This is a genomic window from Duganella sp. 3397, from assembly GCF_031456625.1.
Classification (GTDB): domain Bacteria; phylum Pseudomonadota; class Gammaproteobacteria; order Burkholderiales; family Burkholderiaceae_D; genus Rugamonas; species Rugamonas phyllosphaerae.
In genome coordinates, this window is sequence record NZ_JAVDVB010000009.1 from 1 (window position 1) to 20,597 (window position 20,597).

Below are 20,597 nucleotides of genomic sequence, written 5' to 3' on the forward strand. Positions count from 1 at the left end.
TGGGGGGCAAGATCGGTAGCGATAGCGGCAGCGGCGACAGGAGCGCCAGCATGCGCTTCAGCTTGTAAAGCAGTATTAGCGGACATGGTGGTTAAAGTTCAAAAAGAGGGAAGGCGACATTATACGCATTCCCGCCGGCTTAGCCGGGAAGCTGGGGGGAAGCCGCCAAGAATACCGCCAGTTCTGCCGGTGTGCCAAGCACGTGCACATGCTCGGGTGGCAGGTCGGTGATGGCCACTTTCAGGCCGTCGCGCAGCAGTTGCTGGTACAGCGGCGCTACGTAGCGTTCGCCGCCTACGAGGTGCACCGGATCGGCAAAATAGCGGTCGTAGGCGGTGACGAAGTCGGCGCCCGAGCCAAACCAGTAGAGCCCGACGGATGCGTGGTCGGAAATGCGGCGTTTTTCCGCCACCTCCACCGCCCAGCCGTCATCCCCGAGCCGCACAAAGCTCCAGTGCGTGCCAGGCGCCTGGAAGCACGGCACCCAGCCGTCGGCGTTGGCGCGGATTGCATCCGGGCGCAATGCGTCCGGTTCCACGTAAGTGTCGATGTTATAGACCAGCAGCGGTCCATGTGTATGCCACAGTGTGCGCGACAGGTAGGCGCTGGTGGCCTGGCCGTCGGTCAGCTCGTCAAGTTCGACGATATGCACATCGCCGATACCCAGTACCTCGCACTGGCTGCGCACATAATCGCCAGAATCGTTCTCCTTCAAGCACACAAATATTAGCCGGGTATCGGCAGCGATGAAATGCCGGAGCGAGCACAAGGACCATTGGAACAGGCTGTGGCCGTGTGCCTCGATCTGGTACTTGGGGACCGTGTAACCGGCTGCAGTGAAGCGCGAGCCGCGCCCGGCCATGGTGATGACGATGGTGGTGCTCATGGTTGTCCTTTTGCTTGCAGGTCCGCCATGCCGAATTCCACTTCGTCCAAGATGGCATGGGCCTTGAGCAGGAAGGCCATCACCTTGTTAGGATGATCGAGGTGTAACGGCAACATGGAAAGGAACAGCGAAGCTTCACCCAGCCGCACCGTGCGTAACTGGAAGCCTGCGTGCGCCAGCTGGTGCACGAACATCGGCTTGAGCGCGGATTGGCGGCCCAGGGCCAGTTGCAGCCTCAGCCGGTTGTCGTCGTGAAATCCGACCTGATACAGGCCGTTATTGATGAAATCATAGTCGCCCAGCACGCTGTGCGAAATCTTGCACAGGTCGTACAGGGGGTGGGTCCACAGCGCGCTCTCGTCCAGTGCGCCCTTGGGGTCGATTAGCTTGAGCAACTGGCGCTGTTGGTCGTACAGGATGTTCGAGAAGCAAGGGTCGCCATGGCCCACCACCTGGTGGTCGGCACTGAAGTCCCCCTCATGCTGAGCGTACAGGCGCAGGTAGCGTTGCACCTGCGCAGCCAGCCCCAGTGCCGGTGTGGCGGCGATGGCCAGGGCGTCGATGCGGCGGCCCTCGGCGTGCGCCAGGAACGCTTGCGCGCGCTGCTCGACCTTGTCCACGAACAGCGCACGCGCTTGCGCCTGCGCGATGGCGACCGTGCACGCCCTGCGCGGTCGCCGCGCGATAAAGAACAGCAGGCGTGCGAGGAAAGGCTCGAATGTGTCGGCTTCGAAGGCGTCGTGTACCCATTGTAGCGCCGCGTCGGCCAGGTAGTAGCGCATCATTTTGTACGAGGCGCGACCGTCTTGCTCGCGATAGTCGAATGGCTGGACCAGCCACGACCGCATGGCTTCCGGCGCCAGGTCGTGGAACGCGTATTCGGCGCGTATTTTCTGTACGTCGTTGGAGCTCTTAGTATAAAAATAATCGTCGGCCTCCACCTGGTTGAAGTGACGCGAGGCGGTCGAGCCGTTGGTCAACGTCAGGAATTGCTGCAACCGGCCCAGGTCGAGCGGCCGCAGCGTCTGCAGGCGCTGGCATTGTTGCCAAGGGCTGGGCCAGGTATGAACCGGGGCCGCCTCCAGTTGCGGCCAGTGCGCGACCAGCCAGTGAGCGTTGCGAAGGAACACCAGCAGCGGTTGATACAGGCGGTCGCTGAAGCTGTCGTGCGCATACGGCAGGCGCTCTATCACCTGGGACAGCTGGCCGGTATCGGCAAAGCCGGCGCGTCCGGCGACCAGGCAGACGGCGGCGTCGTCGCCACTGGCTTCGAGGGTGGAGCGCACAGCTGCCAGTTGTTCGGTGGAGCGCACATGCACGAGGCGCGCCGCCGCCCACGCCGGCAAGCTGGCGCGAAAACGTTCGATCAGCGTCCGGCGCTGGAACACAATGTCGCCGTAGCGGCGCGCACCGACCACGCCGCGCACCTCGCCGGAGGCCAACTCACGGTCATCGACCATGATCAGGATATGTTGATGGGGCTGCATGTCAGGGCTTTCTGTGGTGGAGGCCGCGTGCCAGCGTCAGCGTCGCCAACGACAGCAGCGCCAGCGCGGCCAGGACCAGCGGCTGGTACTGGTGCACCGCTGCCGCTGCCTGTGCCGCGCCCAGGTTGGCCAGCAGGCCGTTGGCGAACATCGCGGCGAAGCTGTTGCCACTGGGCGCCAGGTGTTCGATGAATAGCGCAAGCGCCGAAATTTCCAGCAGCCAGATCAAGGCCGAGAGCAACAGCATGCCGGTCAGGCGCCCCTCCAGAGTACGCAGCAAGGCAAGTTCAAGCTGACGCAGCGCGTGGCTGGCGCGTAGCAGCGCCAGGCCGCGCGCGCTGCTGCTGTTAAGGACCAGGTGGCGGTTCAGGTACACCGAGGTTTTTGCCGCTGCAAACAGGCCCAGCAGCCCAAATACGCTCACCATCAGGAACAGCAGGAACACGGTGCGCGCCTGACCCGGCAATCTCACGTCGAACAGCGACACGGCCAGCATCAGCAAGGAGAGCACCAGCACGTCCGCGCAGCGCTCTGCCAGCCAAACGGCAAACGCCTTGCGGCGGTCGGCGTAGACCCGCATAAATGCCCCCAGACGTACGATTTCGCCGATCTTGAAGGGCAGCAGGCTGGCCGGAAAGGCGGTCAGGCCGTGCGCCAGCATCAAGGCCGGCACTCGTGCGCGCTGGTCCAGGCTCAGCATGGCCAGCCGCAGCAGGCGGCACAGGTGCGAGGCGCTGTACAGCGCCAATGCCGGCAGCAGCGCAGCCGCACCGATCTGGGGCAGCGCGTCGTAGGGATACAGCACCAGCCAGGCGGCCAGCAGCGCGGCCAGCAGGACCAGGCCCAGCTGCAGGCTCAGCACACGTCTCATGGCCGCTCACGCGCAGCCTGGTGCACGACGATCTTGCCGCTATACGCGGCAAACGGTTTGCCGCGCAACTCGCGCGCCAGAAATCGGCCCCGCTGCAGGCAATAAGCGCCGAGCAGCCCAAGCACCTTGAACGCCTGGCGCAACAGCCGCACATTGGAAACCTGGTCGTCCTCGCGCCAGCTGATCGGGAAGTAGCGCACCCGCTGGCCGGCATGGTAGCTGCCCAGCAACATCACGTAATTGAAGGTCAGGTCATCCGGAAATGTCTTGTAATAGAACGGCTTGAGCGGTGCCAGCCGGTAGAGATTCAGGCCCGAACCAAGATCGTGGATGCGGCGCCCTGTGCCGAGCGAGAACAGCAGGTTATACAAGCGGTTGCCGAAGGTGCGCAGCGCGGAGTAGCCGAGCAGGCGGCTGCCGGGCATGAAGCGCGCGCCGAGCAGACAATCGGCCTGGTGATGGTCACCGTGCGCCAGATGCGGCAGCAGATCGCGGATGTCGGCCTGGTCGTCGCCGTGCAACACCACCAGGTAATCGAAGCCCTGTTCCAGCGCGTAGCGCAGCGCCGCCTTGTGCGATCCGCCCAGGCCATAGTTGTCGTCGTTGGTCCAGGCGATGAAATGGCACTGCGTCAGACGCGTGGCGGCACGGTCGATGGCCGCTTGCAGGGTGTGGTCTGGCGAGCGGTTGTCAACCACCATCACGGTATCGACCAGACGTTGTACTGAGTCGTCGAACTGGTCGATCACGCGCACGATCTGGGGTGCGCAGCGGTAGGCGGGAATGAAGACAAGGATGCGTGAGGACTGGGCCATGGTATCAGGAGGCGCGTATGGCACGCGTCAGCACTTTCATAAACAGGAAGTTGGTCACCAGGTTGACGGGGGTGACAAGTAGCTTGGCAATGATCGCGCTGTGGCCGGCCACGCTGCCAGCACCTGCTGCCAGCGTGGTGGCGGCCAGGTGCAGCAGCTGCGAGTATGCCATGATCGAAAGAAATTGATAACACCAGTAAATCAGCAGGTAGCGCCCACCGTGCCTGGCGCCACCGGCGCTACCGTCGCCATCGTGTCGGAACAGGGTGCCGACCGCCGTCAACCAAACGAAGGTCACGCCCACGTAAGACGAGATGACGTTGGCGCCGAACGGCGACATGCCGGCCAGCCGTACCAGCGCTGTAAAGCTCAGCATGTCGCACAACCAGCCCAGCCCCGACAACAACACAAAGCCGAGGAATGTCCGCCAGTTGGACCGCACCTGGCTGGCGGCCATCAGCGGCGTTTCCGGCCGGCCAGGTAGGCTGCGCCAGCCTGTTTGACTGCGCGGTCCAGGCTGGCGTCCTGGTAGAGCCAGATCTCCAGCCGGCCATCGCCGCACGCTTCAATGCGGACCGGTGGCGGCAGCACATCGCGCATGGTCGCTGCCGTGTATTCGGGGTCGACCGGCTGCGCTGCACCGTAGAGGACGGCGAAGTTGTAGAAATGCCCAGGATAGTCCTGCGGCCGTTGCACCGGGCCGAGCGTGGCCATGTGGAAAAACGGCGCCAGGCGGTTGTCGGTCACCAGCATGGGATTGTGATGGGGCAGCGCATATTGCAAGCCGCGTCCATTCCAGAAGCTGGCGATGCCCGCGCGCAGGGGAAAGCCCGCGTGCCCGATGCGGGTCAGGCAGTTGGCGGCGATCGCCGAGGCATCGATGAACGGGGGGGGCGCGCGCAGCACCAGGCGCGCTCCATCGGCCACCAGCATGGTACCGAGCACGACCAATCCCCATGGTGCCAGCACTGCCAGCGGCCTCCGTCGCGTCGGTGCGGACGGGCCTGCGGACGCCGCAGCGGCCAGCGTGCGATCGCCATGTACCACGCACAGCAGCAATGCCAGCGCGAACGGGAACGCCAGGTAGCGCATGGCGTACTGGTCGGCGAAGCCGCCCGACAGGATCACGCCCGGCAAATGTACCAGCATGCCTGCCGCAAGGACGGCGGCGGCAGCGCCAAAGCGCCAGTCGGGTTTGGCGATCACCAGGCCGTTGTGGCCGAGTTTCGCAGCGCGCAGCAGCCGCCAGGCCAGCAACAGCAACGCCAACAGCACCAGCACGGCGCAAGCCAGCGTCAGCGGATTGTCGGGCGCAAACGCGGTCTTGATCGCCTGCAGGAAGTTGCGCAGCGCGGTGCCGGCAGTCTCGGGCGACGTTTGGACCTTGCCCTCACGGGCGACGTTGGCAACGAGCAACTTGCCCAGCAACCGGCCCAGCACCTGGGCACCCGCGACCATGGCCGCCAGGTGCAGCACGCGACGGCGCTGCTCACGCAGCGGACCATCGGCATCGCCCAGCGCCAGCCATGCTAGTCCCAGCAGGAGCAGCACCGGCACCGTAAAACTGAGCATGAACAGTCCGGTGGAGACCGCCCCGAAGGCACCACCGGCCACCAGCAGCGCAGCGCTGAGCTTCTGCGGTCGCGCCAAGTAGCGCAGTATCAGGCCCACGCCGGTCAAACCGAACAATACCGACGCCAGATGGTTGTTGGTGCTGTAAAAATAGAGCCACATTCTGGAATTGGCCGACGTGAGCGTAAACAGGGCCAGCAGCAGCAGGATGGCATTGGCACCGGTGACACTAAGCGTGGGGCGAATCTGGTGCGCGCACCACAGCAGCGCCCCTGCCAGCAGGAATACCTGGATAACCGAGACCGCAAGGATACGGCTGGCGGCATCGGGCAACAGCGGGAAGGCCAGCAGATACAGCAGCATGTCTGGCATGAAAGCTGGCGCGGTGGAAAATTTCCACTCGGCCCAGCGGCCACCCTGCGTAAACAGGTCGGTGAACAAATGATCGAGCAGCAAGGTATCACTGTTGAGATCAATGCGGAAACGCAGCAGCGTTGCTGTAAAGGCTAGTATCAGCCAGGCCGGCAAGGTTTTAAGGTGGCTTAGTTTTCCCATGATGAAATTATACGGCAATGGAAACCAGGTATTCCGGCAATCTCGGCATGTTGCCGCAGATCGGCACCGGTGCGCCGGCCACCGGCCGCCGCCGCAGCACTGTAAAATAGCAGGTTACTGAACCAGCATCGAGCAGCGTATGAACATGGTAGCAAACGAACAAGTGGCAGGAACTGTCATCTCGCCCGACGAAGGCGCGGTCGTACCGGTCGGGCCGGCTTTTGTCCACCTGCGGGTCCACTCCGAGTACTCGATCGTCGATGGCCTGGTGCGTATCGACGACCTGGTCAAGACGGCTGCCAAGGACAAGCAGGTGGCGCTGGCCGTCACCGACCTGTCCAATATGTTCGGCATGGTCAAGTTCTACAAGGCCGCGCGCGGCAAGGGCGTCAAGCCGGTGGTCGGCGTCGACGTGTGGATCACCAATGACGACAACCGCGACAAGCCATCGCGCCTGATGCTGCTGGCCAAGAACCGCATGGGCTACTTGCAGCTGTGCGAACTGCTGTCGCAGGCCTGGCTCACCAACCAGTACAAGGGCCGCGCCGAGATCCGCACCGAGTGGCTGGTCAACCTGGTCAACCAGCAATACGCGCTGCTGCCCAATGACTCGCCAGCCAACGGCCTGATTGCGCTGTCCGGCGCCCACTTCGGCGACGTCGGCCAGGCCATCGAAAACGGCAACCCGGAGCTGGCCGAGCAGAATGCGCAAAAATGGGCGGCGATTTTCCCCGGCCATTTTTATATCGAAATCCAGCGTGCCGGCCAGGCCAACCAGGAAGCGCAGGTGCGCCACGCGGTGTCGCTGGCGTCCAAGCTGGGCTTGCCCGTGGTGGCCACCCACCCGGTGCAGTTCATTTCCAAGGACGAGTTCATCGCCCACGAAGCGCGCGTGTGTATCGCCGAGGGCGAGATGCTCGCCAACGGCAAGCGCGTGCGCAAGTTCAACGAGCAGATGCGTTTTCTCACGCAGGCCGAGATGCGCGAGCTGTTCCACGATCTGCCGGCCGCGCTGCACAACTCGGTGGAAATCGCCAAGCGCTGCAACCTCACGCTCACGCTGGGCAAGCCGCAACTGCCCAACTTCCCCACGCCGGGCATGACCATCGACGAGTTCCTGATCGCCGAAACGAAAAAAGGCCTGGAAGAGCGGCTCGAGCAGCTGTACCCGGACCCGGTGCGGCGCGAGAAGGAGCGGCCGCGCTACGAAGAGCGGCTCGACTTCGAGAACAAGACCATCATCAACATGAAGTTCCCCGGCTACTTCCTGATCGTGGCCGAGTTCATCCAGTGGGGCAAGAACAACGACGTGCCGATCGGGCCGGGCCGGGGGTCGGGCGCCGGTTCGCTGGTCGCGTATGCACTGAAGATTACCGACCTTGATCCACTGAAATACAACCTGCTGTTCGAACGTTTTCTGAACCCGGAACGGGTTTCGATGCCCGACTTCGATATCGACTTTTGCCAGGAAAAGCGCGAGCTGGTGATCCAGCACGTGAAAGACCTGTACGGGCGCGACGCGGTCTCGCAGATCGCCACGTTCGGTACCATGGCGGCCAAGGGCGCGATCCGCGACGTGGGCCGCGTGATGGACTTCGGCTACAACTTCTGCGATGGCGTCTCCAAGCTGATTCCGTTCAAACCGGGCAAGCCGGTGTCGATCGCCGAGGCCATCGAAGAAGAACCGATGCTCAAGGAACGCCAGCAGAACGAGGAAGAAGTGTCGCAACTGCTGGACCTGGCGCAACAGGTCGAGGGCATCACCCGTAACATCGGCATGCACGCCGGTGGCGTGCTGATCGCCCCGGGCAAGCTCACCGACTTCTGCCCGCTGTACACCCAGGGCGGCGACGGCGGCGTGGTCTCCCAGTACGACAAGGACGACGTCGAGGCCGTGGGCCTGGTCAAGTTCGACTTCCTGGGCCTGACCACGCTGACCATTCTCGATCGCGCGGTACGCTACATCAAGGCGCTCGACCCGGTCGAAAAAGATTTCGATCTGTCCAAGCTGCCGCTGAACGACCGGCCGTCGTACGACCTGCTCACCAAGGCCAAGACGGTCGCGGTATTCCAGCTCGAGTCGCGCGGCATGCAGGGCATGTTGAAGGATGCGCGGCCCGACCGCTTCGAGGATATTATCGCGCTGGTGGCCTTGTATCGCCCGGGCCCGATGGACCTGATCCCGGACTTCTGCAAGCGCAAGCACGGCGAAAAATTCGACTATCCCGATCCGCGTACCGAGTCCATTTTGTCCGAAACCTACGGCATCATGGTGTACCAGGAGCAGGTGATGCAGATGGCGCAGATCGTCGGCGGCTACTCGCTGGGCGGCGCCGACATGCTGCGCCGCGCGATGGGTAAAAAGAAGGCCGAAGAGATGGCCGAGCACCGCGAGATTTTCCGCGCGGGCGCCGCCAAGGACGGCCTGTCGGCACAGAAGGCCGACGAGATCTTCGACTTGATGGAAAAGTTCGCGGGCTACGGTTTCAATAAATCGCACGCCGCCGCGTACGCGCTGCTGTCGTACCACACCGCATACCTGAAGGCGCACCATCCGGCCGCGTTCATGGCAGCCAATATGTCGCTGGCGATGGAAGACACGGAAAAGGTCAAAATCCTGGTCGAGGATGCGATCGACATCTGCGGTCTCACCATCCTGCCGCCCGATATCAACAAGTCCGAGTACCGCTTCGTGCCGGACGGCCCGGCGCCGTCGGTCACCGGCAAGAAAGTCACGCAGATCCGTTACGGCCTGGGCGCCTGCAAGGGCGCGGGCCAGAACGCCATCGAGGCAATTATTGCCGCGCGCAATGCCGACGGACCGTTTGTCAGCCTGTTCGACTTCTGCAAACGCGTCGACAAAAAACAGATCAACCGCCGCACCATCGAGTCCCTGATCCGCGCCGGCGCGTTCGACTGCCTGGGTGTCGACCGCGCGATCCTGCTGGCATCGGTCAGCTTCGCGATGGAATACGCCGACCAGCAACTCAAGTCCGCCAACCAGGTCAGCCTGTTCGGCGGCGACGACAGCGACCTCGAACCGCCACCGGACTACGTCAAAGCCGAAATCTTCACCGACCGCCAGCGCCTGGCCGAAGAGAAGATGGCGCTGGGCTTTTACCTGTCGGGCCACATGTTCGATTCGTTCGCACCCGAGGCACGGCGCTTCTCGCGCACCAAGCTCGCCGACCTCGAGCCGTCGCGCGATCCGCGCATCCTGTGCGGCGTCATCACCGGCATCCGCCCGCAGATGACACAGCGCGGTAAACTCCTGATCGTCACGCTCGACGACAAGAGCGCAGTGGTGGAAGTGACGGTGTACGCCGAGGTGTTCGAGGAGTGCAAGCACATGATCAAGGAAGACGAGTTTCTGGCCGTGATCGGCAAGGTCTCGGAAGACCGGTTCTCGGGCGGGCTGCGCATCTCGGCCGAAAAGGTGTTCGACATCGTCAGCGCCCGCGTCAAGCACGGCAAGCAACTGGCGATGGCGCTGCCCACCACGCTCGACGTGCGCAAGATGGCCGAAGTGCTGGCGCCATACCGCCATGCCGACGGCTTGCCGGTGTCGGCGCGCATCATGCCGCAGGGCGTGGCCTGCACGGTGCAACTGGGAGAAGGGTGGCGCGTGGCGCCGTCGGACGACTTGCAGCAAGCCCTGCGCCAACAGCTAGGAGCGCAGGACGTCCTTATCGAGTATTAACGGGCAAAGCCTACTGGGCGTCCCGCTACCGCCTCTCCGTTGCTCAGCGTACCTCCGTACGCTTGCGCTACTCAAGACGGTATCGGGCCGCTCGCTACGGCTTTAGTTAACGTTAGCACTGAGCGGCTACGCTCGTGATGGCATAGCCTTTTGCGCCGATCTGGGCAATCGGATCGGCGATATGGTAACGCGACAGGTCGCCGTTGTTGTCGTCGATTTCGACCTTGTGGGCTTCCACATGCCAGTCGGTGCTGGTCGCTTCTTCCGGAATGGTCTTGCCTTCCGGCACAGCCAGGTAGGTGTGCTTGCCAGCTGCTTCGTCTCGGTAATAAATATCTACACGCATGGGGTGCCTCCTTAAGCGAAAAACCCATGGTAACGGAATTCTCCTACCCGGCGCGCCCTCTTAAAGTATAGGTTCGCACAGGAAACTACGCTTTCCGCAGCGCCCGCACCTTGGCCTGGCGCTGCCACAGCTTGACCTTGCGGCTCAGCGTCTGCTTGAAGCGGAACATCAGGCTGTTGGCCAGCGCCTGCCGTACCTGGCGCGCTGCACGCAGGTCGTCGCGGCGGCTGGTCGAGCGCAGGCTGCCTTGTTCCATCTTGCCCAGCACATTGTCCGGCGTGCCGAACAGCGTGGCGCGGTAAATCTCTTGCAGCTCGCGCCGCACCGTGCGGCCGGTTGCCCCCGGCAGCTGGTACGAGTTCTTCACCGCGCCGATATAGAAATAGCTGACCACCGCATCGAAGTGGTCGCGCACGCTGGCGCTCACGCCGGCCTGTTCCAGGGCCGGCTTGGTCAACCCGAGCGCCGCCGTAAAATCGCGGCAATAGTCGGCGCTGACCGACTTGGTGATGCTGACCGGATGCTGGCGATAGGCCAGCAGCTGGTGCGGCAGGTAGTACAGCGAATGGCAGCGCGCCAGCAGGCGCGGCGTCACCGCCACGTCCTCGAACAGGCGGTTGGTGGGATACAGCGGCTGCTCGAAGCTGGCATAGATCTCGCGCCGTATCACGCGCGCCCACGCATACAGGTGGCGGTCGGCAAAAAACACGTCGAGAATGGTGTCGGCATCGGTCACCAGGGTGTCGGGCGCGTAGCCCATGTGTACGGCGCGATTCTTGTCGGGCCGGTCCGGGTGCCACATCGAAAAATCGAGCGCGATGGCGTCGGGCCGGTGGCTGGCGATCACCGCGTCCAGCCGCGCCAGGATGCCGGCTTGCAGCAGGTCGTCGCTGTCGATGAACAGGATGTAGTCGCCGCGCGCTTCCTGCAGACCCACGTTGCGCACCTGGGCCAGGCCCTGGTTGGCTTGCCGTATCAGCCGCAGCGCGCACTGCGGCGCTGCGGCCGCTTGCGCCTGCACGCGCGCGGCGGTGTCGTCGCGCGAGCCGTCGTCGATGACGATCAGTTCGTGGGCCGGTGTCATGTGCGGCAGGATGTGGGCCAGGCACTCGTCGATGAAGCCGCCCGCGTTATAGGCCGGAACGATGATGCTGATGGAAAACGGTGCAGGCATGGTCAGTTGCTTTTGCTAAGGCGTTTTTGCCTGGCCAGTTGCCAGGTTTCGTAGGCGCGGTTGATGGTCTGGCGGATCTGGAACACGGTGCTGTCGGTCAGCGCCTGTTTCACCTGGTACGCAACGCGGCGGCCGGAGCGCAGGTTGAGCGAGGTGATCTTGCCGCTTTCCAGGTTGTGCAGCGACTGTTCGATGCTCCCGAACAGGCCGCCGAGAAAAATCGCCCGTACCTCGGCGCGCAGCTGCCGGGTCTCGCTGCAGGTCGGCAGTCCGAACGAGGTCTTGATCGAACACAGGTAGAACAGGCAGGACGCGCCGTCGAACTCGGCGCGCACCATGGCGCTAACGCCGGCCCGCTCGAGGTGCGGTTTGAGCGAGGCCAGTGCCAGCACGTAATCGATACACCAGCTTGGCGAAGTCAGGTGCGTGATGCTGACCGCGTGCTGGCGGTAATGCAGCAGCACCAGCGGCAGGTACACCAGCGTGTTGCAGGCAGCGAGCACGCGTGGCACCGTCGCCATGTCCTCGAACAGGCGACCGGACGGGAACAGTGGCATGCCCAGGTCGAGGTAGATCTGGCGCCGAATGATCTTGCTCCACGCATACATGCGGCGGTCGGCGAAATAAGGCACCAGGATGGCGTCGTGGCCGTGCACGACCACGTCGGCGGGGTAGCTCAGGCGCGTAAGTTCGAGCGGCTGGTCGGTGCGGTGCGGATGCCAGAAACAAAAATCGGTGGCGATGGCATCGGGCGCGTGGGTGGCGATGGCCGCTTCGAGACATTCCAGCATGCCGGGTTGCAGCAGGTCGTCACTATCGACGAACAGGATGTAGTCGCCGCGTGCTTGCTGCAGTCCCGCGTTGCGCGCCACCGCCACGCCCTGGTTGGCTTGCCGGACCAGGCGCACCGCGCAATGTGGCGCAGCGGCGGCCTGGGCCTCTACGCGCGCGGCGGTATCGTCGTGCGAGCCATCGTCGATCACGATCAGCTCATGCGCCGTCCCCATTTGCCGCAAGATATGCGCCAGGCATTCGTCGATAAATTCGGTGGCATTGTGGGCCGGAACGATGATGCTGATGGCAAGCTGGGCGGGCATGTCAGCTAACACCACTGCGTTGTTGACGGCGTTGTTGCCTGCCTATTTGCCACACCTTGTAGGCCCGGTTGACGGTCTGGCGGATCCGGAAGATGGTGCTGTCGTTCAGGGCCTGGCGTATTTGGTGTGCAACGCGGCGGCCCTTGCGCACTGAGACCGAGGCGATTTGACCGGTTTCCAGTTGATGCAGCGTCTGCTCCACCGTGCCGAACAGGCTGGCCAGGAAGATGGTGCGCACCTCGGCGCGTACCTGGTCCGGTTGCGTCGAGGCAGGCAGCTCGAACGAGGTCTTGATTGCGCACAGGTAGAACAGGCTGGCGGCGGCGTCGAATTCGGTGCGCACGCTCGCGCTGGCACTGGCGCCGGCAGCTTCGAGGTACGGCCTGGCCGAGGCCAGCGCGCGCACGAAGTCGGTGCACCAGCGCGGCGTGATCACCCGCGTGATGCTGCGCGGATGCTGGCGGTAATGCAGCAGCACCAGTGGCACGTAGACCAGCGTGCGGCATGCCGCCAGCAGGCGCGGCACCACGGCCATGTCCTCGAACAGCCGGCCCGACGGGAACAGCGGCAGGCCCAGTTGCAGATAGATGTCGCGCCGGATGATCTTGCACCACACGTACATGTGGCGGTCGGCGAAATAGGTCGACAGGATCGCTTCCTGGCCCTGCACCAGCACGTTCTGCGGATAGCTCAGGTGGTGGTATTCGAGCGGCCTGGCGGTGCGGCCCGGGTACCAGATGCAGAAATCGGTGGCGATCACGTCCGGCGCATGGCTGGCAATGGCGGCGTCGATGCCATCCAGCGCGCCCGGTTGCAGCAGGTCGTCGCTGTCGACGAACAGGATGTAGTCGCCCTGCGCCTGCGCCACGCCGTTGTTGCGGGCGTCGGCCACGCCGGCATTGGTCTGCTCGATCACGCGCACCAGGCACTGCGGCCACGCGGCAAAGACCGCGCGGGCGCGGTCCACGGTGGCGTCGGTGGAACCGTCGTCGATCAGCACCAGTTCGTGGCCGTCGCGCATTTGCGGCAGGATGCAGTCGAGCGTCTGGGCGATGAAGTCCTGCACATTGTAGGCAGGCACCACGATGCTGAGCCGCAGCCCGCCGCTCATGGCGCCAGCCCCACGGTGGCGCGCACGGTCTTGTCGTGGATGCGCGCTTCCACCCGCGCCTTGTTGCTGCTGGCCTGGTCGCGCACCGCTTCGCGGTGCCACAGGTGCAGCACCTCGGTGGCGAATGCGCCATCCTTGCGCAGGACGCCGGCGTTAAACAGGCGCAGCACGATGTCGGCATCTTCGTGGCCCCAGCCGGTAAAGCTTTCATCGAAACCGTTGATGCGCTCGATGTCGCTGCGCCACGCCGCCATATTGCAGCCCTTGATGCGGCGCCAGGTAAACCGCTCGGATGTGCGTTTTACGTCCGGAAAGTGCCACCAAAGTTGTAACAATTTGTTCAATCCGCCGTTCAACCGCAGCTTCAATTGTCCCCACGGCGACAATTGCAACGGGTGGATCGCGCCGCTGAGCACCTGCGCAGTCAGCGCTTCGCTGAGCAAAATACGACTGCCAGTTACCATGCAGCCCGGCTCGGCCAGGCGCCTGTGCTGGCTGATAAAGCTGCTCTGCGGGATACAGTCGCCGTCGAGGAAGATCAGGTAGTCGCCGGTGGCCGCCGCAATGCCGAGGTTGCGCACCCGCGCCAGGCGGAAACCGAGGTCTTCCTGCCAGATGTGCCGCAGGGGCACGGGCGAGCGCGCTTGCAGCTCCGCCACGCAGGCACGTGTGTTGTCGGTCGAGCCGTCATCGGCGACAATGAGCTCGAAATTTTTCTCGTCCTGGAGAAAGAACGCCTCGATGACTGCGCGCAGTGCATCGGGGCGATTGTAGGTCGCAATGACGACTGAAATATTGATTGTTTGTTGCATGAATGGCGGCGGGAACGGTGACTTCTCGCGGAAAGAACCCCAAGAAGAATGATGCATAATACCCTATCGCAAAAGTCCCACGGCACTGTCTTTTTCAACAGCCTGTTGTTTGCTCCACCGTTCCTGTTCCTGATCGCGCGCGGCGGTACCGGCTTGTTCAGCCTGGTCTACTTGCTCGCTGCGATCACCTGCTGGCGCGCCGTCCGCGCGGCCGCCGCACCGCACTGGCGCGACATGGCGCCGCTGCTGCTGGCCTTCGCTTTTCCCTTGCTGCTGGCGCTCGGTTACTACCTGTTCGATCCCGAAGTGCGGCTGCGCGACCTCGAGCGCCCGGTACGCTCGCTGGCGGCCGTCGCCGCGCTGGTGGTGGTGGTGGCGATGCGGCCGTCGCGGCGCTTCCTGTGGTGGGGCCTGATCGCCGGCGCCGTGGCCGGCGCGCTGTTCATCAGCTACCAGCGCTGGGTGCTGGGCATGGACCGCCCCGGCGGCTTGATCAACGCGATTACTTTCGGCGATATCTCGCTGTGCATGGGCCTGATGTGCCTGGCCGCTTCGCGCGATTTCCACGGCCGCGCCGTGCTGTGGCCGGTGCTGGGGGCAGTGGCCGGCCTGGTGGGCTCAGTCGCTACCGGCACCCGTGGCGGCTGGGTGGCGGCAGTCCTGGCCGTGGTGCTGCTGCTGCGCTATGGCAATGTCCTCGGCGGCCGCTACCGCAAGGGCGCGGCGCTGCTGGTACCGGTGCTGCTGGCGCTGTCGTTCCTGGTGCCGCAAACCGGGGCGCGCGAACGGGCCATGCAGGGCGTGGCCGATGTCGAGCAATATTTCGCCGGAGGCAATACCTATACCAATATGGGCATACGGCTCGAGCTGTGGCACACCGCCACCGTACTGATCGCCGAGCGTCCTTGGCTGGGCCGCAGCGTGGCGGCCGTGGTGCGCGCCAAGCAGGCCATGGTGGACCGCGGCGAGGCGCCGGCCTACGTGCTCGAACTCGACCATTTCCATAACGACGCACTGCACGCCACCGTGTTCGGCGGCGTGGTCGGGCTACTGGCCTGGGCCGGCACGCTGCTGCTGCCGTTCCTGTTTTTCCGCCGTCAACTGCACCAGGGCAGGGCCCGGCGCCGCGACGTCACGGCGCCGGCGCTGGCCGGCATGTTGCTGGTGGTCTGCTACTTCGGCTTCGGCCTGACCGAAGTGATTTTCTGGACCATCCACAGCAGCGTGTTCTATGCGCTCACGGTGTTCATGCTGGCCGGGCTGTGCCTGACCGCGCCGCCTCAATCGGTGACCGGGTAAGCAACGCTGGTGGCCACGCCGTTCAGCGTGGTGACCGTGATGGTCAGGGCGCCGCTGGTGACCTCGTTGATGCAGGCGTTCGAGCCGAGCGCGCTGGACGCATCGCTGACCATCTGCACGCTGTAGATCCAGCCGGCCGCATCGGGCGACACGGTGTTCTGCACCACGGCGTTGGCGGCCGACAGCAGCCGGCCGTTGGACGTGGAGAAGTTGATGCGGGTACCGGCCGGCAGCGGATTGCCGGGCAGGTCGAACAGCCAGTCCGGGTGGGCCGCGCGCACGTTGGCAGCGAAGACGGTCGGATTGTTGTCGCGGATGGCGAAGCGGAAGGTGCGGGTCTGGTTGACGAACGGCTGGCCACTGACGCACTGGCTCAGCGCCAGCGTGCCGATGGTCGGCGCGCCATTCAATGCCTGGTCGAGCAGGCTCACCGCCGGTGTGCTGTTCGACAGTACCATCACCATCGCCTGGCGCAGGTGCACGGTGGCGCCGCTGCCCGCGCCCGGTGCACGCAGCACGCCGTTGTAGACGCCATTGCCGGCGGTGGTCCAGGCGCCGTTGCCATCGGTGTCGATGAACGGCTCACCGGCCACGCGGGTGGCGCTGTTGCTGGCGTAGGCGTCGTTGCTGCCGGCGGCGTTGGCGTCGGTGACGGCGCGGTCGTTGCGGAACGGCTCGCCCAGGTCGGTGAACACTTCGCCGGCGTCATAACGGTTGTTGCCGTTGGCATCGACAAAACTCTCTTCTCCCAGCGCATAGGCGAGCACCGTCACGCGGCCATCGACCGGCCGCGGGCTGGCTGCGCAGAAGCGTACCGTGCATTCGCCGGGCGTGCCTTTTTGCTTGATCACGGTGCCGTCGGTGAGCGTGGTCGAGGTTTCGCCGGTCAGGCACGAGGCATCGACCGTGCCGCCTTCGGCCGTGAAGCTCACTGCGGTGCCGTCCGGCGCCGGATTGTGGAAGCGGTCGGCCAGTCGCGCGGTCAGCGTGGTGCCCGCTGGCGCAGTACAACCGTTGAACGAGCCGCCTTCGACATTGCGCACCAGCGCGCTGAGCGAAAAACTCGCTTGCTCCGGCACACCGGTGGACACCACCAGCTGGTCCGAGACGGTGCTGATGCCACCGCCCGGCAACAGCGCCGACACCCGCACCGGCGTATTGATGGTACCGGAGGAGACGACGGTCGAGACGGTGCCGTCGGCGCCGGTGGTGGCGGTGGCCGGGCTCAGGGCCAGGCCGCCCACGCTGGTGTCCAACGCGAAGTTGACCACCTGGCCGGCGAACGGCTTGCCGGCGCCGTCGAGCACCTTGAAGGTGACGGTGGCGGTTTCCTGGCGGCCGGCGCCGCCGGTGCCCTTGAGCGCGATGTTCTGCGGCAGTGCCGAGACGAACAGCAACTGGCCGGCGGTAGCCAGGCGCACGGCCAGCGTGGCGCTGGTGGTGAGCGTGCTGCCGTTGTAGGCGACGCTGGCAGTGACCGGATCGCTGGCGCCGCAACCGAGGTCGGTGTACGACGTGGTGGCCACGCCGTTGACGGTGTTGACCGGCGTGACCAGGCGCGCCTTGCCGGCGGCAGCGCACGGCGAACTGAAGGCCACCGACTGCACCGGCAGGTACGGCGTGCCGCCGTTGAACAGGGTGGCGCTCACACTGGCGGTGCCGCCGGCGGCAAGCGAGGCAGGCGCCAGCGCTGGCGTGGACAAGGTCAGCGTCGGGAAGGTGACGGCGTAATTGGTGCTGGCGCTGAGTGACAGGCCGGCCACGGTGGCGCCGGCGGTGGCGCTGTAGCCGCCCGGGCTGGTGCCGGCGTTGACGGCCAGCGTGGCGCGGCCGTTGGCGTCGGTCAGGGCGGTGCCGCTGACCGGTGTGAGGCTGGCGGTGCGGTCGTTGCTGGTGAAGGTGACCAGCGCGTTGGCCACCGGCGCGCTGGCGGTGTCGCGCACGGTCGCCACCAGCGTGCCTGGGCTGTCCGGGGCCACGTTGATGGTGCTGGCGCCGGCCGGGTTGATGAGCGTGAGTGTCAGTGTTGGCGGCGGTGGCGTCGGCACCGGCGCCACCGGCGGAATGGTTGCCGTGTAATTGGCGCTGGCCGTCAGCGCGCGGCCACCGACCGTGATGCTGGCAGTGGCGGCATAGGCGCCGGTAACGCTGCCGGCCGGTACGGCCACCTGGGCCACCCCGGCTGCATTGGTCAGCGCGGTGCCGGTCGATGGCACCAGCGTGGCGGTGGTGTCGGTGGTCACGAAGCGTACCAGCGCATTCGGGATCACGGCGCCAGCGGCGTCGCGCACGGTGGCGGCCAGGCTGCCCGGCCCGGCCGGCGTGACCGCATTGGTGGGCACGCCGTTGACGTCACTCAAGGCCAGCACCAGCGAGGCGCTGCCCGCCGCTGGCGGCAAGCTGACGTTGTAGTTGACGGTGGCGGTGGCGGTTTTGCCATCGACGCTGGCGCTGGCCGTCACGCCGAAGGCGCCGGCCGTCGCGCCGATCTGCAGGCTGATGCTGGCCACGCCGGCGGCGTTGGTGATCGCCGTGCCGGCGCCGGGCAGGAACACGGCGGTGCGGTCGGTACTGGTGAAGGTGACCAGGGTGTTGGCGACAGCCACGTTGGCGCCGGTCTTGAACAGCGCCACCAGGGTGCCGGGACGCTCGCTGGTGATGGTGCTCAAGGCAGCGCCGGTGCTGTCGGTCAGCGCCAGCGTCATCACGGGGGCGGGGGCGACGGGCGTGACCGGCGCGGTGGTGGCGCAGCCGGGCAGCGCCGGATCGCGGTTCGGATCGAGCGTGGTGCAGCCCTTGTCGCCGCTGGCGCCGCCACCGCCGCAGGCGGCCAGCATGGCGGCCAGTGCGAATGCCAGGAACACCTGCAACAGGTAGCCGCTGGAACGTCGGCTGGACGTGGTTCGTTTCATGGAGACTCCTGGTTGAAAACTGGGCTGGCTTAATCGCATGCAGGTTTCCGTTTAAAGATTGGCGGCGCCCAGGCCCTGGTACAGCTGCAACAGCGCCGGGCCCAGCAACACCACCAGCAGGCTGGGGAAGATGAAGAAAATCAGCGGGAACAGCAGCTTCAGGGCGATCTTGGCGGCCTGCTCCTCGGCGCGCTGGCGGCGCTTGGTGCGCAGCAGTTCCGACTGCACCCGCAGCGAGTCGGCCACGCTGGTGCCGAAGCGGTCGGCCTGGATCAGCATCGTCACCAGCGCATCGACGTCTTCCACGCCGGTGCGCAGCGACAGGTTGCGCAGCGCCTTTTCCTTGGCGCTGCCGGCGCGCAGTTCCAGCGTCACCAGTTGCAGTTCCTCGGCCAGGATCACGCTTTTCAGGCCGATCTCCTGCGCCACCCGCGCCAGCGCCGCATCCATCGCCAGGCCCGCTTCCACGCACACCGTCATGAGGTCGAGCGCATCGGGAAAACTCTCGAAAATGTCGCGCTGGCGGCGCTTGATCACGTGGTTGAGCACCAGGCCGGGCACGTAGTAGCCGATGGCGGCGCCCACCAGCAGGTAACTGAGCTTGGTCATGCCCTCGGCCTGGCTGCCGGTGCTGCTCAGGTACAGGAATACCAGCAGCGGCAGCAGCAGCGCCAGTCCGGTCTTGGCGGCATAGAACAGGCCTGGTGCGGCCGGCGTGCGCCAGCCGGCGTTGATGAAGCGGCGCCGCACGGCCGAGGTTTCCCAGCCTTCGGCCGGCACCGACAGCTTGGCCAGCGGCGAAGCGATGTTGACCAGCTGCTGCAGCCAGCGGCCCTTGTCGAAGCTGGACTCGTGCTGCTCGGACAGGGCGTCGAGGCGGTCGCGCACGGCGTTGTTGGTCAGCAGGCGCGCGGCCACCAGCGCGGCGCCGAACACGCCGATGAAGATCACCGCCAGGAAAATCAGTTGAACCGGTGTCATGGGCTTAAATCCTGATCTTGGTGATCTTGCGGATCACCAGGAAACCGAGCAGCATCATTCCCGCCGCGCCCATCAACAGGCGCTGGCCCTGCGGATCGACGAACAGGATGGTGAGAAATTCGCGGTTGAGCGCGAACATGATGCCGCCCACGCCGAACGGCAAGAGGCCCAGCACCCAGGCCGACATCTTGCCCTCGGCCGACATCACGCGCACCTGCGCCAGCAGTCGCAGGCGGTCGCGGATGATGGCGCTGATCGACGCCAGCAGCTCGGTCAGATTGCCGCCGGTCTCGCGCTGGATCAGCACCGCCACCACGAAGTAGCGCAGGTCGGCGCTGGGCACGCGCTGCGCCATGCCCATCAGCGCATCCGGCATGCTGATGCCGAAATTGACTTCGTCGAACACGGCGCGAAACTCCGCCGACAGCGGCATCGGCATTTCGTCGGCCACCATCTTGAGCGCGGTGGGAAACGCGTGGCCGGCGCGCATGGCGCGGCTCATCATGTCGAGCGCCTCGGGCAGCAGCAGTTCGATGCGGGTGATGCGGCGGCGCTTGGCGCGATTGAGTTCCCACCACGGCAGGCCGGCGCCGCACAGGCCCAGCACCAGCGCCCCGCTGGTGGGCAGGCGCAGCACCATCGCCAGCACCACGCCGGTGGCCGCCGCTACGGCGATGATCGCCAGCATGCGCGCGGCGGTCCAGCTGCGGCCCGACTGCAGCAGCACCTGGTCGAGCAGCAGCATGCCGGGCACCCGCAGCAGCATGCGGTGGGTGGCGGGATCGCGGCTGAGCATGCGGTCCTTGGTGATGGACACAGCCAGTTCCACGCTGTCGTCGCCAATCGCAGTGCGCAGGCGCCGCGCCACGCGCTTGGCCTGCTCGCCCTTGACGTTATGCACGCTGCTGTAGATGCCCCATACGAGCAGCGCCACGGCGCCGAATACGCACAGACCGAAGACGATCAAACGGGTGTCCAT

At 65.2% G+C, this 20,597-nt stretch carries 16 protein-coding genes; 2 read left to right on the forward strand and 14 right to left on the reverse strand.

Translation table 11 applies throughout. The annotated features are described in order from the left end of the window. Positions 1–139: 139 nt before the first annotated feature. Genes J2X54_RS23295 through J2X54_RS23320 form a run of 6 tightly spaced genes read right to left on the reverse strand, consistent with a single transcriptional unit; the run spans position 140 to position 6,186 of the window. Entirely contained in the window at positions 140–886 is a 747-nt protein-coding gene (locus J2X54_RS23295; RefSeq protein WP_310184219.1) for a glycosyltransferase family 2 protein, read from the reverse strand. Continuing rightward, positions 883–2,373 (reverse strand): hypothetical protein, encoded by a 1,491-nt coding sequence (locus tag J2X54_RS23300; protein WP_310184221.1) that lies wholly within the window; start codon positions 2,371–2,373, stop codon positions 883–885. Before J2X54_RS23300 ends, J2X54_RS23295 begins: the two co-directional genes overlap by 4 nt. Before the next feature lies 1 nt (position 2,374). Next, positions 2,375–3,244 (reverse strand): lysylphosphatidylglycerol synthase domain-containing protein, encoded by an 870-nt coding sequence (locus tag J2X54_RS23305; protein ID WP_310184222.1) that lies wholly within the window; start codon positions 3,242–3,244, stop codon positions 2,375–2,377. After that, the gene (locus J2X54_RS23310) at positions 3,241–4,059 is read right to left on the reverse strand and encodes a glycosyltransferase family 2 protein (RefSeq protein ID WP_310184223.1); all 819 of its coding nucleotides are present in this window, start codon (positions 4,057–4,059) and stop codon (positions 3,241–3,243) included. Before J2X54_RS23310 ends, J2X54_RS23305 begins: the two co-directional genes overlap by 4 nt. A gap of 4 nt (positions 4,060–4,063) precedes the next feature. Beyond that, the gene (locus tag J2X54_RS23315; protein ID WP_310184224.1) at positions 4,064–4,516 is read right to left on the reverse strand and encodes a GtrA family protein; all 453 of its coding nucleotides are present in this window, start codon (positions 4,514–4,516) and stop codon (positions 4,064–4,066) included. Then, positions 4,516–6,186 carry a hypothetical protein gene (locus tag J2X54_RS23320; RefSeq protein ID WP_310184226.1) on the reverse strand — a complete coding sequence of 557 codons (1,671 nt, stop codon included), beginning with the start codon at positions 6,184–6,186 and terminating at the stop codon, positions 4,516–4,518. Before J2X54_RS23320 ends, J2X54_RS23315 begins: the two co-directional genes overlap by 1 nt. A gap of 139 nt (positions 6,187–6,325) precedes the next feature. On the opposite strand from J2X54_RS23320, the gene dnaE reads away from it, so the two are divergent. Then, the gene (dnaE, locus tag J2X54_RS23325) at positions 6,326–9,886 is read left to right on the forward strand and encodes a DNA polymerase III subunit alpha (protein ID WP_310184227.1); all 3,561 of its coding nucleotides are present in this window, start codon (positions 6,326–6,328) and stop codon (positions 9,884–9,886) included. Positions 9,887–9,998: 112 nt separating this feature from the next. Here the strand turns inward: dnaE and J2X54_RS23330 are convergent, their stop codons facing one another. From J2X54_RS23330 to J2X54_RS23350, 5 genes are all read right to left on the reverse strand, one after another. Then, positions 9,999–10,232: a DUF6139 family protein gene (locus J2X54_RS23330; protein ID WP_070246054.1), complete on the reverse strand. Its 234-nt coding sequence runs from the start codon at positions 10,230–10,232 to the stop codon at positions 9,999–10,001. 85 nt (positions 10,233–10,317) lie between these two features. Next, positions 10,318–11,406, reverse strand: a complete 1,089-nt coding sequence (locus tag J2X54_RS23335) for a glycosyltransferase family A protein (protein ID WP_310184228.1) — start codon at positions 11,404–11,406, stop codon at positions 10,318–10,320. Positions 11,407–11,408: 2 nt separating this feature from the next. Continuing rightward, positions 11,409–12,503: a glycosyltransferase gene (locus tag J2X54_RS23340; RefSeq protein WP_310184229.1), complete on the reverse strand. Its 1,095-nt coding sequence runs from the start codon at positions 12,501–12,503 to the stop codon at positions 11,409–11,411. Position 12,504: 1 nt separating this feature from the next. Next, positions 12,505–13,614, reverse strand: coding sequence for a glycosyltransferase family A protein (locus J2X54_RS23345; protein ID WP_310184230.1), 1,110 nt, complete (start codon positions 13,612–13,614; stop codon positions 12,505–12,507). Then, complete coding sequence (locus J2X54_RS23350) at positions 13,611–14,426, reverse strand: glycosyltransferase family 2 protein (RefSeq protein WP_310184231.1); 816 nt, start codon at positions 14,424–14,426, stop codon at positions 13,611–13,613. Before J2X54_RS23350 ends, J2X54_RS23345 begins: the two co-directional genes overlap by 4 nt. A 51-nt stretch (positions 14,427–14,477) precedes the next feature. On the opposite strand from J2X54_RS23350, the gene J2X54_RS23355 reads away from it, so the two are divergent. Further along, positions 14,478–15,725, forward strand: a complete 1,248-nt coding sequence (locus tag J2X54_RS23355; RefSeq protein ID WP_310184232.1) for an O-antigen ligase family protein — start codon at positions 14,478–14,480, stop codon at positions 15,723–15,725. On the opposite strand, the gene J2X54_RS23360 is transcribed toward J2X54_RS23355, so the two are convergent. From J2X54_RS23360 to J2X54_RS23370, 3 genes are read right to left on the reverse strand one after another with little or no spacing between them, the layout of a single operon-like run. Beyond that, positions 15,707–18,637 carry a hypothetical protein gene (locus J2X54_RS23360; protein ID WP_310184233.1) on the reverse strand — a complete coding sequence of 977 codons (2,931 nt, stop codon included), beginning with the start codon at positions 18,635–18,637 and terminating at the stop codon, positions 15,707–15,709. The genes J2X54_RS23355 and J2X54_RS23360 overlap by 19 nt on opposite strands. 51 nt (positions 18,638–18,688) lie before the next feature. Then, entirely contained in the window at positions 18,689–19,618 is a 930-nt protein-coding gene (locus J2X54_RS23365; protein ID WP_310184234.1) for a type II secretion system F family protein, read from the reverse strand. Positions 19,619–19,622: 4 nt separating this feature from the next. Beyond that, complete coding sequence (locus J2X54_RS23370; protein ID WP_070246046.1) at positions 19,623–20,597, reverse strand: type II secretion system F family protein; 975 nt, start codon at positions 20,595–20,597, stop codon at positions 19,623–19,625.

Bases quoted from the DNA above. Each gene is read 5' to 3' on its own strand.
- J2X54_RS23295 (WP_310184219.1), bottom strand. From the start codon at position 886: ATGAGCACCACCATCGTCATCACCATGGCCGGGCGCGGCTCGCGCTTC.
- J2X54_RS23345 (WP_310184230.1), bottom strand. From the start codon at position 13,614: ATGAGCGGCGGGCTGCGGCTCAGCATCGTGGTGCCTGCCTACAATGTG.
- J2X54_RS23340 (WP_310184229.1), bottom strand. From the start codon at position 12,503: ATGCCCGCCCAGCTTGCCATCAGCATCATCGTTCCGGCCCACAATGCC.
- J2X54_RS23360 (WP_310184233.1), bottom strand. From the start codon at position 18,637: ATGAAACGAACCACGTCCAGCCGACGTTCCAGCGGCTACCTGTTGCAG.
- J2X54_RS23350 (WP_310184231.1), bottom strand. From the start codon at position 14,426: ATGCAACAAACAATCAATATTTCAGTCGTCATTGCGACCTACAATCGC.
- J2X54_RS23335 (WP_310184228.1), bottom strand. From the start codon at position 11,406: ATGCCTGCACCGTTTTCCATCAGCATCATCGTTCCGGCCTATAACGCG.
- J2X54_RS23355 (WP_310184232.1), top strand. From the start codon at position 14,478: ATGCATAATACCCTATCGCAAAAGTCCCACGGCACTGTCTTTTTCAAC.
- J2X54_RS23320 (WP_310184226.1), bottom strand. From the start codon at position 6,186: ATGGGAAAACTAAGCCACCTTAAAACCTTGCCGGCCTGGCTGATACTA.
- J2X54_RS23315 (WP_310184224.1), bottom strand. From the start codon at position 4,516: ATGGCCGCCAGCCAGGTGCGGTCCAACTGGCGGACATTCCTCGGCTTT.
- dnaE (WP_310184227.1), top strand. From the start codon at position 6,326: ATGAACATGGTAGCAAACGAACAAGTGGCAGGAACTGTCATCTCGCCC.
- J2X54_RS23365 (WP_310184234.1), bottom strand. From the start codon at position 19,618: ATGACACCGGTTCAACTGATTTTCCTGGCGGTGATCTTCATCGGCGTG.
- J2X54_RS23305 (WP_310184222.1), bottom strand. From the start codon at position 3,244: ATGAGACGTGTGCTGAGCCTGCAGCTGGGCCTGGTCCTGCTGGCCGCG.
- J2X54_RS23370 (WP_070246046.1), bottom strand. From the start codon at position 20,597: ATGGACACCCGTTTGATCGTCTTCGGTCTGTGCGTATTCGGCGCCGTG.
- J2X54_RS23310 (WP_310184223.1), bottom strand. From the start codon at position 4,059: ATGGCCCAGTCCTCACGCATCCTTGTCTTCATTCCCGCCTACCGCTGC.
- J2X54_RS23330 (WP_070246054.1), bottom strand. From the start codon at position 10,232: ATGCGTGTAGATATTTATTACCGAGACGAAGCAGCTGGCAAGCACACC.
- J2X54_RS23300 (WP_310184221.1), bottom strand. From the start codon at position 2,373: ATGCAGCCCCATCAACATATCCTGATCATGGTCGATGACCGTGAGTTG.